The organism is Cellvibrio sp. ARAG 10.3, assembly GCF_051846955.1.
Classification (GTDB): domain Bacteria; phylum Pseudomonadota; class Gammaproteobacteria; order Pseudomonadales; family Cellvibrionaceae; genus Cellvibrio.
In genome coordinates, this window is record NZ_JBPYCU010000012.1 from 90,426 (window position 1) to 103,505 (window position 13,080).

Here is a 13,080-nt window from a genome sequence, read left to right on the forward strand (position 1 = left end):
GGAAACAGCGCGCGCGCAACGTGAAGATAATATGCAGGATTGACATTTCGCGTCCTGTTAGGGTTGTGAGTGGATAATAAATGCAACACCCAGCCAACATAAAGCCCGACAGTTATACCGCGAGACGTAGGGCAACGCCAGTATTTCTTATAACCCGGTGTGGTAGACAACTGAGCTAAACGTCGTGCCAAACCACGTTCCGGTAGATAAGTGGCCGGGTTAACTTTTGTAAGGAAAAATAAACAGGCGGGATGAAACAGCTTTCATTGCGAAAGCTGTTTCAGATGTAACCGTTGGCAAATAAAAAGAGTTAATGCTTGACGATGGCGATCTGGATACTGCCCACACGAAAACCCCATTTGCGCAGGATGGAATGATTGATTACGGTGTTTTCATCGACTCGCCACATCCAGTCTTCTACATTGAGGTTGATCTTTTTATCGCGGTAATCAATCTCCAGCACGTAATCCACCTGCATGGCATTACCGCTGATTTGTGCTTTGCCTGCGCCGATCACATCACCGGCCGTAGCCTGGTAAGTGTTCTGGCCTGAGGGTGTTAAGGTCCAGGTTCGAAATTGCACTTCGCCGTCGTTGAAGACGAAACGTTCTGCCAAGGTGCCGACATTGTTGCTCCAGGATGCATCAATCGTCGCGGTGAAATATCGGGTAACTTCGCCGCGCCGATTCTTCAAAACGCCGTGGGCGGTTAAATGGCCGTTGAAAAATTCCTGTGGGGCAAAGGCGGGGATGTTGTCAGAGTATTGGCGCACGTCCGTTGCAGAACATGCGCCGAGGGTGGTAGCGAAATACAGCAGCAGGATTTTTTGCCAATGTTTAAACGGAGCCAGACTGATCATGTATCACCTCTTACATGAAGATCGGTAACGGCTCCCTAAAATAAATCGGTAAAGATGAATCCCAGGGCAACGACCTGTGAATGGTCGTTGTAATCAATCAGCGATTGGCCGTAACCATTAAAGTATTTAACGTAACCGCGAATGGTTTGGGAGCGTTGCGATACCGGAAAGCTCCAGCCCAATTCCACCGCACCTTTATTCTCGCTGCGTAAGTTGTTGCGCAACATGACATTAAAGATGTTCTGTTTACGTTTATAGGCACTGTTTAGTTCAAAGTTACCCATAAATTTTTCGATATCCGGATTGTCATCACCGCGCGGGTCACCCGGATAATCCTCCTCATCTTCCGGCAGGCGATACCAGGGCGTAAAGGCGAAGACATAATTCCCTCTTTCGAAAACCGTATTAAACATCACGCGATTCCAACTGCGCGACAGTTCACCGCTCTGACCATTGGACTGGTGATTGATGACGCCTTCGTTCAACACATTGCGGAAACCGAAGATTTCCCAATCGTTGGTGAAACTCAGGATCAGCTCCGGTTGATGGTTGGTATCGCGAAAGGGAGCCGATATATCGCGGTTGTAGACCTGCCAGAATGCCTGATTGGTATACCCCAGGAACAAGTGCCCGTTGTCATCAAAAATGCCTTCGCGCAACAGAATCTTGACGCTCAACTGGAATTCCGCTTCCGTATGCCGCAAGTTCTGCAATTGATGATCTGCGGCAATATAGGGTTCGTTGTTGGGGTCATCCTTGTAGCTGGCGAGCATAATGTAGTTGCGCCGGTGCGGGGTAAGGGTAAATCGGTTGGTCCGGTTCAAGGCTTCGATGGTCATGCGCTCGTTCAGCGCGCGCCGCTCGTTCCTGGGCTTTTCTGAAATCGTTTGGGTTTCCAACTCGTCAGATTGTGAAAGAACTTTTTTTTCCAGCAGGATGATGCATGCAGCTTTTAGTTCTTCTACCGACATATCGTCTGCCGCGCCGGTCACGCTGGAGCGGAGGCATGCATTCAGGTCCGGGGTCGGGATGGTAATGTCTGTTGCAGAGGTTTGGGCTTGGGTACTTACGGCGGACAATAAGAGCCCGCTCGCCAACAACAACCGGTTTGCCATGGATACCACCTGAAAAATGAAAAGTTTGCGGGTATTGTAGGTATTGTGTCCGTTTAGGCAAGCATTCATTTACGGGGCGCCAGCGCAGTCGGGTGCTTTGACCGGGCCAGGTGTTAAGCGGATTGCAACCAGGTTTCGATATCTTCCTCGTGCCAGCGCGTAATCAGCTGAATACCGTCTTCAATAACGTGCAGGTAGACATCGATAATATCGGTGGCAACGTTGAACAAGCGATTGCTGTCAGTGGTAATTTTTCCACCGTGCAATACATCGGTTTCGACCATGGTGAGCAGGAACATCAGCTTTATTTCGTAACTTTTCAGTTGTCCCAGAAGGCCGATGTCACCTTCCAGTATGCCTTCCAGGCGTTTGGCCTGATGCCGTAGTTTTTCATTATTGACCCGCGTGCATTGAATCACATAACGCAATTTCCCATCGTGGTGACTGTCGCAATGACCGATAGCGGCTGCGTAGGTCGACAGCGCGCGAATGCGGCCTATCTGTTCAACCACCGATGGCATCAGGCGGGTGGAAAAGTGAAGGACTTCCAGGTGGCGAAAACGGTTGGGATAGCTGGTGCCATCAACATTCACCAGCGGGACATCGGCATGGTTATTCACCAGGGCCGACACCGGTTGCTCCAGTTGTTTGGCCAGGGTCGCGAGCATCCCCAGCAATTGCTCTATCAGGTGACAGTGGAGCTCATAATTGTCGATCACCGAGTCCTGCTGCCAATCGCGACTGATGGTTACCCAGGCGCTGTGCAGATTTTCCTGGTCCCGCTCGGACAATAACTGGTTGGTGTGTGCCGCAAAGGTTTGCAGCGACATCAGCCTGCGCTCCAACTGCAGTTGCAAGCGATCAAATTCCTCGCGGAACAGTGTGTTACCACCCAATAGCGCCATGCTCATGCCGCGATGCCGTTGAACCGCCTTGATCATTTGTATAAGTTGTTTGATCAGGTTGAGCGCGTCCTGGCGTTGGCGGTAGAGTTCACAGAACTGCGCGAACATCCCGGTGTCCGTGCTGGCAGATGGTGCAGAAAATAAACCCTTGTGTGCAATCATGGTGCTCTTGAGTCACTTGTGCCGATGATGAAGATACAAACGTGCCGGGTAAGGGCTCAGCGGTGGTGCATTAGCGAAAATGTGAGCAACAGCTATGCCAGTTAGCTACTACTGAGTGAGTTACCTGGCTAGGCCGGACCGGTGCCGGGGAGCGGCTTTGTGTCGATTATAACCGCCTCTATGGCTGACTATCGATGCCGTATTTCTATCCACACAAACGCCCATAAACGTATGGCGTATGACATTTTTATCTAACGAAGGAAATTCTGTTATGAAATTACTAGCCATTAGTGGAAGCCTACGCAAAGGTTCTCTCAACACGCATTTGGTACAGGCCGCGATCCAGGCCCTGCCAAACGGTGTAACTGCCGACCTTGTCTCGATTGCCGATATCCCGGTGTACAACGAAGACCTGGACGGTGAAGATAAGCCGGATGCCGTTGTTCGCTTGAAAGAAGCGGTGGCGGCCGCAGACGCGTTATTGATTGCCACTCCCGAATACAATTACGCATTGCCGGGTGGTTTGAAAAACACCCTGGACTGGTTGTCACGCCCGGCGTTCAAATCCGTGTTGGCCCATAAACCGGCAGCCATTATGAGTGCCTCCAAAGGGCCTACCGGCGGAGCCCGCGCCCAGGGGCAATTAAAGTTGGTGTTGGCCGCAGTGTTGGCGGAAGCCTATCCTGCACCGGAATTTATTGTGCCCCAAGCTCAGCAATCCTTTACCGAAGACGGGGTATTAACTGACGATAATGTTAAAACCCGGCTGCAACGCTTTGTGACTGATTACATCGCCTGGGTGGAGGCGCGCTTTAGCCGCTAGTCTATTTCACTGGATGTGGATTTCAGGATGTCCGCAGGCATCACGCGGCGGACATCACCACGCGTCTTTTTTACACGGGTCTTTTTGAGCCTTTATCTTCAATTAAACCTTTCTCGACAATGCCGTTCTCCAAACGCTGCTCCGTTAAATAGTGTTAGATCGCTACAAAAATCCTGACTTGTATACTAGAGTTCAAAAACAATAACGAGGACTCACACTATGAATATTTCCCGCCGTAAATTGTTGGCATCTACAGCTTTGCTAGGCACCTTGGCCCAACTGAAACACGCAGCCTTCGCGAAAGCGGTTGCGGATACCGGGCTAAAAGACCACTACCAAAAAGACTTTCTTATCGGCACCGCCGTCAGTTCTGCTTCCCTGGCTGAAAATGATAGCAAGATGCTCGGTCTGATCGCGCGCGAATTTAATTCCATCACCGCCGAAAACGCGATGAAATGGGGGCCGATTCGTCCAACCCTTGATAATTGGCAGTGGGAGTTGGCCGACAAGTTTGTTGACTTCGGCACGCGCAACAAGATGCACATTGTTGGTCACACACTGGTGTGGCACAGCCAGGTACCGGATAGCGTCTTTTTCGATGAAAAAGGCAAACCCCTTAACAAAAAAGCGCTGCTCAAGGTGATGGAAGAGCATGTCACCACCTTGATGGAACGCTACAAAGGTCGCATCCCCGCCTGGGATGTTGTCAATGAAGCGATTGAGGATGATGGACAGTGGCGCCAGAGCCCCTGGTATAAAGCCACCGGCACAGACTACATTGCGCGCGCTTTCCAACTGGCCCACGAGATCGATCCTAAAGCCCATTTGATGTACAACGACTACAACATGGCCATGCCGGGCAAGCGCGCCGGGGTGGTCGCCATGTTGAAAGAGTTTAAGAAAAAAGGCGTGCCCATTCACGGCGTGGGTCTGCAGGGCCACGTGGGTATGGAACATCCTGAGCTGGCAGAGTTGGAGGCGAGCATCGTCGCTTACGCGGAGCAGGGCGTGCGCGTGCATATCACCGAACTGGATGTTGATGTCTTGCCAAGTGTATGGGGTATTACCGGCGCGGACGTCGCCACCCGCTTCCAATACCGCCCGGAGATTGATCCTTACATCAATGGCCTGACCGCCGAAGCCGAAGAGGCGCTGAGCGAAAGGTATGTGGCGCTGTTCAAGATCTTCCTCAAGCACCGCGACAAGATTGACCGGGTAACCTTGTGGGGTGTGAGCGATAACCTCAGTTGGCTCAATGATTTTCCGGTGCCGGGGCGGACCAACTACCCGCTGCTGTTTGATCGCGAGCTGAAACCCAAAGCGGCTTACTTTCGATTGCTGGATCTTAAGCGTTAAGGAAAAGCGCTAACAAAAACGCCTTGCCTGCGCAGGAGCATCTGCGCAGGCGTCACGCCTCTTGGCTATCCCCGCATAATTGTCTTTTGACTATCAAATGCCCTCCTCCGATAAATCCGCTCTCGGTTACATTAAGTGTTGTTAATTGTTGTTAAACCACAGGTAATAAACATTGCACAGGTGAAAAAATTCGCCTATGATTGCGCAAATAGTCATATATACCATAATAATGCGTATAGTCAGAATATTGGCTATGCCATAAAAATATAAAAAAAGAGGTCTTTTTATGTGGAGCAGGTACCTGACCCTGGCCACACCGGCTAAATCCCGCAGTTGCTGGCTGCGATCCCTATGCTTGATAGTTTGGGCTTTGGCGTGGGCAATGTCCGCCAGTGCGGCTCTGACAGAGCAAGGTATGCGTATCTGGTTTGATCAGCCCGCCAGTGATTGGGAGCGCGAAGGCCTGCCGATTGGTAACGGTGCTATGGGCGCGGTTATCCAGGGCGGTGTTGCGCTCGACCAGATCCAGTTCAATGAAAAAACCCTCTGGACCGGTGGCCCCGGTTCAACTCAGGGGTATGACTTCGGACTGCCGAAGGAGCCGCGCCTGGAGGCTTTGGCCAAGGTACGCAAAACCCTGGAAACGCAAGGCCGGATGAAGCCGGAGGCCGTTGCGCAACAACTGGGCAATAAAATTACCGGCTATGGTGACTATCAAACCTTTGGTGATTTGCTGCTGGAATTTCCCTCGCTTGATGGCGTGAGCCACTATCGACGCGAACTGGATTTAGAGAATGCGGTTGCGCGGGTGACTTATTTCCATGAGGGCGTGAACTATTCACGTGAATATTTTGCGAGTTACCCTGACAAGGTCATCGTGGTACGTGTGACGGCGGATCAGCCGGGTAAAATCCATTTCAACGCGCGTTTCCAAACACCGGACAATCGCACACAAAAATCCACAGCGCGCAACGGGCGGATTACCCTGGCGGGCCATTTGAAAGACAACCGCCTTGCCTTCGAGGCACAGGTTCACGTGATTAACGAGGGCGGTCGTCTATCCAGTCGTAAAGAGGGAAGCGTAACGGTAAGCGGTGCCGATGCGGCAACCCTGATTCTTCATGCCGGTACGGATTACGCGTTGGACTATCCGCATTACCGTAGCGACAATCCCCACGCGCGTGTCAGCCAGCGTGTAACACAAGCCAGCAAAAAAACCTATCAACAATTATTGCGCGACCACCAGGCTGACTATCGCGCACTGTTTGGCCGCGTTTCATTGGACATTGGGCAAACCATTCCCGATAAGCCCACGCCGCAACTGCTGGCGAATTATCGCAAAGGTGATCACGCCGCTGATCGAGCGCTTGAAGCGATATATTTTCAGTTTGGTCGGTATTTATTAATTGCTTCGTCGCGCGCCGGCTCATTGCCAGCAAACTTGCAAGGTGTCTGGAATCACTCAACTACACCGCCGTGGAATGCGGATTATCATGTGAATATTAATTTGCAGATGAATTATTGGCCGGCGGAAGTCACCAACCTCAGTGAAACCACCGGTCCCTTGTTTGATTTTGTCGACGCATTGGTTGAACCCGGTCGCGTCTCCGCCAAAAAATTATTGGGCGCGGATGGCTGGACGCTCTTTCTGAATACCAATATCTGGGGTTTCACCGGTGTTATTGAATGGCCCACCGCATTCTGGCAACCGGAAGCCGGCGCCTGGCTGGCGCAACATTACTACGAACATTACTTGTTTCATGGTGACGAGAAATTTTTGCGTGACCGTGCTTATCCGGTGATGAAAGGTGCCGCGCAATTCTGGCTGGATGCCCTGATAAAAGACCCGCGTGACGGTTTGCTGGTGGTCTCTCCCAGTTACTCGCCAGAGCAAGGTGATTTCACTGTGGCGGCGGCCATGTCCCAACAAATTGTGTTTGATTTGCTGACCAATGTGCACGCGGCAGCGGAACAACTGGGTGACGCTCAATTTCAACAGCAGGTCGGCAAAACCCTGCTGCAACTGGATAAAGGAATTCGCATCGGTTCATGGGGACAATTGCAGGAATGGAAACTGGACCTTGATGACCCGAAGAACGACCATCGTCACGTCTCACATTTATTTGCCTTGCATCCCGGTCATCAGATCAACAACAGTGACAATCAAACATTATTGGCCGCAGCGCGCACCTCATTAAATGCCCGTGGCGACGGTGGAACCGGCTGGGCGCAAGCATGGAAAGTGAATTTGTGGGCACGTTTACTTGATGGTGATCGCGCTCATAAATTGCTGGGCGATCAGTTAACCGCAAGCACCTTGCCCAATCTCTGGGACAACCATCCCCCCTTTCAAATCGACGGCAATTTTGGCGCAACAGCGGGCATGGCGGAGATGTTGCTGCAAAGCCAGAATCGCGAGATTTATTTATTACCCGCCTTGCCCAAGGCCTGGTCAACTGGCTCGGTAACCGGCTTGCGCGCGCGCGGTGATGTGACACTCGCCATGGAGTGGAATCATCACCAATTGGAACGTGCAACCATTAAAGCCGGCAAGGCAGCAACACTTTATTTGCGCACACCACTGTTCAACAAAACATTTCAGTTAACCAGGCTCTCTGACGGAGCTGCCATCACCACCCAGGGTGATGGCCACACCAGGCACTTTGCTGCGCAGGCAGGAGAAACCTACCTCTTATCCAAAGCCTTCGCAGAATAAAACCATAACAACCGGGATAGTAGATAAAAATTAAACGGCTTTAGTTTTCGGAAAATAGTGATAACAGATAGCGAAACGTCGTATCGAACATACTGGGCTTTTAACATCGTAAGGAAATAGCCATAACCATGGCAAAACAATAATAGATGTTCGGGGTGGTTTAACCTTCATTTGGAGAAAATTCATGATAATTAAAAATAAAGATCAATTTTTAAAGAAAAAATTACCACTGCATATCAAGCTGGCCTCCGGCCTCTCGCTGTTGGGCGCGATGAGCGCAGTCGCACCAGCGATGGCTCAGGATATTGGCGGTAGTGATATTGAGGAGATTGTTGTATCGGGGCAACGGGGGAGTGTTCAGTCTGCGCAACTGATCAAACAGAATTCTGAACAAATCGTTGATTCGATCGTATCGGACGATATTGGTAAATTACCGGATCGCAGCATCACCGAAGCTATCCAGCGTATTCCCGGTGTAACCATCGAACGCTTTATTTCCATCGGTGATCCAGAACACTTTTCTGCAGAGGGAAGTGGTGTTGCTATTCGCGGTATGAAACACGTTCGCAGTGAGTTGAACGGTAGAGACAGTTTCTCTGCCAGCGGCGGTCGTAGCTTATCATTTGAAGATGTGCCGGCAGAATTGATGGCCGGAGTGGATGTATATAAAAACCCGTCAGCCGATATGATCGAAGGTGGTTTGGGTGGTACGGTAAACCTGCGTACCAAGATGCCATTTGACAGCGATGGCCAACACCTGGCTGTGTCCGCCAGTGCAAACTATGGCGATTTCGCTGAAGAAACCAGGCCATCTTTTTCTGCACTCTACAGCAACCGCTGGGACACAAACGCTGGTGAGTTCGGCTTACTTCTGGATGTAGCCTCTTCAGAAATCGCCACGCGCACCGACGGTATTTTCGTGCGTCCGTTCTTTGCGCGCACAGACATAGTTGAAGGCGAGACAACCTGGGTTCCAAAGGGAGCTGACTGGCGGACGATGAACTTCGAGCGTGAACGCCTGGGGACTTATGGCGCATTGCAATGGCGACCCAACGACGAAACTGAAGTCTACTTTACGGTGTTCCGCAGTGAATACGATATGAATTGGGATGAAGATGCCATCTTTGTTCAGAACGATCCCTGGGCTACCAATTTCTCTGATGACTCTGTCTATGATGAGAATGGAGTTTTTGTCAGCGGTAGATTAACCAACGCTGCTCCACCAGATTGGGCCCCGCAAGTGCCGGGTATTCCATTCGGTGCTGACATTCGCGTCTCAACCAGAACATCAATCACTACCGATTACTCTACAGGTATTAAATGGCTTCCCAGTGACCGCTGGGAGTTCAGTACTGACTTTCAATACACCGATTCATCTACGGAATCGCTTGATAGCACCGTCGCTACCGGCATCAATTTGAATTACATTGATGTTGATTTGTCTGGCGGCTTGCCTTCCATCCGTACCGATGCGGATTATCTGGCGGATCCGACCAATTATTACTGGGGCTTTGCAATGCCTCATATCGAGGATAGCGATGCGGATCAATTCGCATGGCGAGCGGACGCGCAATATAACTTCGAAAGTTCAGTGGTTAAATCGGTAAAATTTGGTGTGAGGGTTACCGATCGTAAAGCTGAAAACATCAACACCGGTTACCACTGGCAAGGTATCTATCAAACCTGGATGACAACCGCATGGGACGGTGCGCTCAATGTTGATGAATTGGGTATGCCCTACATGCAAGACGGCTCCCAGATGCGTTTTAATACCTTCTCAAACTTCTTCCGCGGTGATGCGGATCTACAAGGTGTAGTTTGGGCGCCCAGTTTGGATATTGCCAAAGGCTACCCGGAAAGTTTCGTACAGCTCTACGCGGATGCCGGTGCTTATGCGGATTCTTTAGGGCACACTGCAGCAGATGGCACGCCGTTTTCTGAGTTTTATCCTTACACTCTGCGCGATAAAAATGATCCTGAATGGCTGAATGTCCAGGAAGAAAAAACCTACGCAGCTTATGCGTTATTGCGTTTTGGTTTTGAAGACTGGTCGCTTCCGTTAGATGGTAATCTGGGATTGCGTGTTGTTCAGACGGATGCCGTTTCAGAGGGTAATCTTGTATATCCTAATACGGTGCCACAGGCTTCTTATGGCAATGGTCAATCGGAAACCATACAGGTTGGCAACAAATATACTGATGTGTTGCCGAGCCTGAACCTGCGGTTACAAATTACCGATACGCTGATTGCACGTCTGGCACTATCACAGGCTATTGCCCGACCTGACTTTAGCCAGATGCAAGCTTACCGCGTGCTAAATGCCGATCTTGATTCCACTTCAGGTGAATGGGATTTGACGGCCAGCTCCTGGAATAATCCTAATCTTCGTCCGTTGGAAGCTGACCAGGCTGACTTGTCGTTTGAGTGGTACTTCAATGATGCCGGTGGAATGGCTCACCTCAACTTCTTCCACAAATCTATCGACGGCATTATCCGTAACCAGACAATAGTGGAGCAGTATCCGGACCTGAACGGCACAATGCAAGATTATGACGTTACCCAGCCCATCAATGCGGGTACTGCAGATATCAACGGATTTGAAATCGGATACAGTCAATTTTTCGATCAGTTACCCTCGCCGCTGGATGGTTTAGGTTTGCAACTCAACTACACCTTTATCGACAGTTCTACGGATATCCCCCTGTCTGATGATCCTGATAATCCTGGTCAAACCATCGCGCCTCGAGATACGGATGGCCGCGACTATGTCGGTGAACTGCCTTATGAAGGACTTTCAGAGCACGCATACAACATTGTTGGTATGTATGAAAAAGGTCCGTTATCGATTCGTCTGGCTTGGAGTTGGCGCGACGAGTATCTGATGTCAATCGGACCAAACGGGTTTAACGGGACCGACGGCGGGATAGGTTCTAACCAAAGCGCAAGTTGGAGACTACCCGTATACAGTGATGACAGTGGTCAGCTCGATGGTTCGATTTTCTACAAGCTCAATGACAATCTGCAGATTGGTTTAGAAATGAATAACCTGACCAATGAAGAAACCCGTACCATCATGAAGCAAAACCCTGATGGCGCTGGCGATCACTACGCGTCTTACTTCGTCAACGACACCCGCTACGCCCTGACACTGCGCGCTAATTTTTAATTAGCGCGTTTCAGTTACCTTGCACCGACGGCGGCGGTGCAAGGGGCCTGTTGAGTGTCGTATCAGGTGTAGCCTGAATGCTCAATAGAATGCTGTTTAACGATGTGGGTTAAGTGGTGTTCGTTAGGTTGAGTTGTACCACCGCTAAACTATGCCGAGTTGGAGCTCTTGCGCGTCCACAGACTTTTTGCGAAGTGTGTGGGCGCATTTTTATTGAGCGGTAGTGGTTATCGAATCGGAGAATGCTATGCCTACCCGCCGTATGGTTGATGCAGGTTGTGGTCTGTTTTTGCGTTACCTTTTTTCCTGCTTATCGCTCCTTGCGTTGACTGTTTTGCCAACACAGGCTGCGGAAATTCCCTCCTTGGTTTCCCAGAACGGTCGCCATGCGTTGATGGTGGATGGTGAGCCCTATTTGATCCTCGGCGCACAGACCAATAATTCGGCGAATTATCCTGCGGCTCTGAAAGATGTCTGGCCGACGCTGGAAAAAATGCACGCGAACACCTTGAGTATTCCTGTGGCCTGGGAGCAGATAGAGCCAGAAGAGGGAAAATTCGATTTCTCGTTTGTAGATTATCTGGTTAAAGAATCCCGTAAGCGCGGCTTACGTTTAAATTTATTATGGTTTGCTACCTGGAAAAATAACGCGCCACATTACGCTCCGGCATGGGTGAAACTGGACAATAAGCGCTTCCCGCGCGTGGTAAAACAGGATGGCGATACCTTGAATTCTTTGTCGCCACATTTCAGAACCACTCTGGAAGCCGATAAAAAAGCCTTTGTGGCGCTGATGAGCCACTTAAAAAAGATAGATAAGCAACACACTGTCATACTTGTACAGGTGGAGAACGAAGTAGGCACCTACGGCTCGGTAAGGGATTTTTCACCCACTGCACAAAGATTATTTAATTCGCCCGTGCCCGAAACACTGGTTAAAAAGCTCGGTACGAAATCAGGTACCTGGGCGCAGGTGTTCGGTAAAGATGCGGACGAATTTTTTCACGCCTATCATATTGCGATTTATGTCGATGAAATCGCCGCGGCCGGTAAAGCCGTAAAACCCTTGCCAATGAATGTGAACGTGGCATTGCGTAATCCCTTCAATCCCGGATTACCGGGCCAGTATTCCAGTGGGGGTCCAACGGATAACGTGATTGATATCTGGAAGGCGGCGGCGGCCCATATTGATATGCTCTCCCCGGATATTTATTTCCGCGATTACAAAGCGGTTGACAAGGTGCTGGAACTTTATTCGCGGCCAGACAATGCGTTGTTTGTTGCCGAGATCGGCAACGATCAACCTTTTGCCCGTTATTTTTTTTCTACATTGGGTTACCAGGGCATTGGCTTTGCACCCTTTGGCATGGATGACACCGATTACGTTAATTATCCCTTAGGTACTCGGGAGATGAATGATGCAGCCATTGAGCATTTTGCGCAAAACTATCGCCTGCTGGCACCTATGGCGCGAGAATGGGCGAAATTAAGCTTTGAGCGCAAGGTGTGGGGTGTGGCAGAACCGGTCGACACCAACGTCACGAATAAAAAAATCTGGAATGCCGAAGCTACACCGGAAGAACAAAAGGCGGAAGCGGTAAAAAATGCAGCGAATTATACCCAGTTACTCGACCTGGGTTTGTGGGATGCTGAGGTGACCTATGGTCGGCATATGTTCTGGATTGATCCTCCAGTGGGCAACAATCCTTCTTCCGGCGGTGTACTGATTGCACAGCTCAGTGACAATGAATATCTTGTCACCGGCTATCGGGCGCGTGTCACCTTCAAGGGCTCAGCCGAGGTGCAGGGTAAAAAATATATGATCGACCGCGTAGAAGAAGGCCACTATAAAGATGGACAATGGGTGTTCGAGCGAGTATGGAATGGCGATCAGACCGATTGGGGTTTGAATTTCACGTCGCGTATGCACCTATTGAAAGTGCGTATGGCGACCTATGAAACGCAGTAGTCACTAATA

At 50.4% G+C, this 13,080-nt stretch carries 8 protein-coding genes; 5 read left to right on the forward strand and 3 right to left on the reverse strand.

Going from position 1 to position 13,080, the window contains the following annotated elements; translation table 11 throughout:
* Positions 1-310: 310 nt before the first annotated feature.
* The 3 genes from ACSV5M_RS15310 to ACSV5M_RS15320 all read right to left on the reverse strand — a co-directional run bounded on the left by ACSV5M_RS15310 (position 311) and on the right by ACSV5M_RS15320 (position 3,041).
* Positions 311-859 (reverse strand): DUF3833 domain-containing protein, encoded by a 549-nt coding sequence (locus ACSV5M_RS15310; RefSeq protein WP_439177110.1) that lies wholly within the window; start codon positions 857-859, stop codon positions 311-313.
* A 35-nt stretch (positions 860-894) separates the two neighbouring features.
* A complete protein-coding gene (locus ACSV5M_RS15315; protein WP_439177112.1) occupies positions 895-1,974 on the reverse strand; it encodes a phospholipase A in 1,080 nt (359 codons plus the stop codon).
* Between the two features lie 113 nt (positions 1,975-2,087).
* On the reverse strand, positions 2,088-3,041 hold the full coding sequence (locus tag ACSV5M_RS15320; protein ID WP_439177114.1) for a hypothetical protein: 954 nt from the start codon (positions 3,039-3,041) through the stop codon (positions 2,088-2,090).
* Between the two features lie 271 nt (positions 3,042-3,312).
* Between ACSV5M_RS15320 and ACSV5M_RS15325 the strand changes: the two genes are divergently transcribed.
* From ACSV5M_RS15325 to ACSV5M_RS15345, 5 genes are all read left to right on the forward strand, one after another.
* Positions 3,313-3,864: an NADPH-dependent FMN reductase gene (locus tag ACSV5M_RS15325; protein ID WP_439177115.1), complete on the forward strand. Its 552-nt coding sequence runs from the start codon at positions 3,313-3,315 to the stop codon at positions 3,862-3,864.
* Between the two features lie 219 nt (positions 3,865-4,083).
* Entirely contained in the window at positions 4,084-5,220 is a 1,137-nt protein-coding gene (locus ACSV5M_RS15330) for an endo-1,4-beta-xylanase (RefSeq protein WP_439177116.1), read from the forward strand.
* 415 nt (positions 5,221-5,635) lie between these two features.
* Positions 5,636-7,936 (forward strand): glycoside hydrolase family 95 protein, encoded by a 2,301-nt coding sequence (locus tag ACSV5M_RS15335; RefSeq protein WP_439177118.1) that lies wholly within the window; start codon positions 5,636-5,638, stop codon positions 7,934-7,936.
* A 184-nt stretch (positions 7,937-8,120) separates the two neighbouring features.
* A complete protein-coding gene (locus ACSV5M_RS15340; protein WP_439177119.1) occupies positions 8,121-11,102 on the forward strand; it encodes a TonB-dependent receptor in 2,982 nt (993 codons plus the stop codon).
* A gap of 247 nt (positions 11,103-11,349) precedes the next feature.
* Positions 11,350-13,071 carry a DUF5597 domain-containing protein gene (locus ACSV5M_RS15345; protein WP_439177120.1) on the forward strand — a complete coding sequence of 574 codons (1,722 nt, stop codon included), beginning with the start codon at positions 11,350-11,352 and terminating at the stop codon, positions 13,069-13,071.
* The last annotated feature ends 9 nt before the right edge of the window (positions 13,072-13,080 follow it).

Excerpts from the sequence above, each read along its gene's own strand:
- ACSV5M_RS15340 (WP_439177119.1), top strand. The coding sequence starts at position 8,121 with ATGATAATTAAAAATAAAGATCAATTTTTAAAGAAAAAATTACCACTG.
- ACSV5M_RS15330 (WP_439177116.1), top strand. The coding sequence starts at position 4,084 with ATGAATATTTCCCGCCGTAAATTGTTGGCATCTACAGCTTTGCTAGGC.
- ACSV5M_RS15345 (WP_439177120.1), top strand. The coding sequence starts at position 11,350 with ATGCCTACCCGCCGTATGGTTGATGCAGGTTGTGGTCTGTTTTTGCGT.
- ACSV5M_RS15315 (WP_439177112.1), bottom strand. The coding sequence starts at position 1,974 with ATGGCAAACCGGTTGTTGTTGGCGAGCGGGCTCTTATTGTCCGCCGTA.
- ACSV5M_RS15320 (WP_439177114.1), bottom strand. The coding sequence starts at position 3,041 with ATGATTGCACACAAGGGTTTATTTTCTGCACCATCTGCCAGCACGGAC.
- ACSV5M_RS15310 (WP_439177110.1), bottom strand. The coding sequence starts at position 859 with ATGATCAGTCTGGCTCCGTTTAAACATTGGCAAAAAATCCTGCTGCTG.
- ACSV5M_RS15325 (WP_439177115.1), top strand. The coding sequence starts at position 3,313 with ATGAAATTACTAGCCATTAGTGGAAGCCTACGCAAAGGTTCTCTCAAC.
- ACSV5M_RS15335 (WP_439177118.1), top strand. The coding sequence starts at position 5,636 with ATGCGTATCTGGTTTGATCAGCCCGCCAGTGATTGGGAGCGCGAAGGC.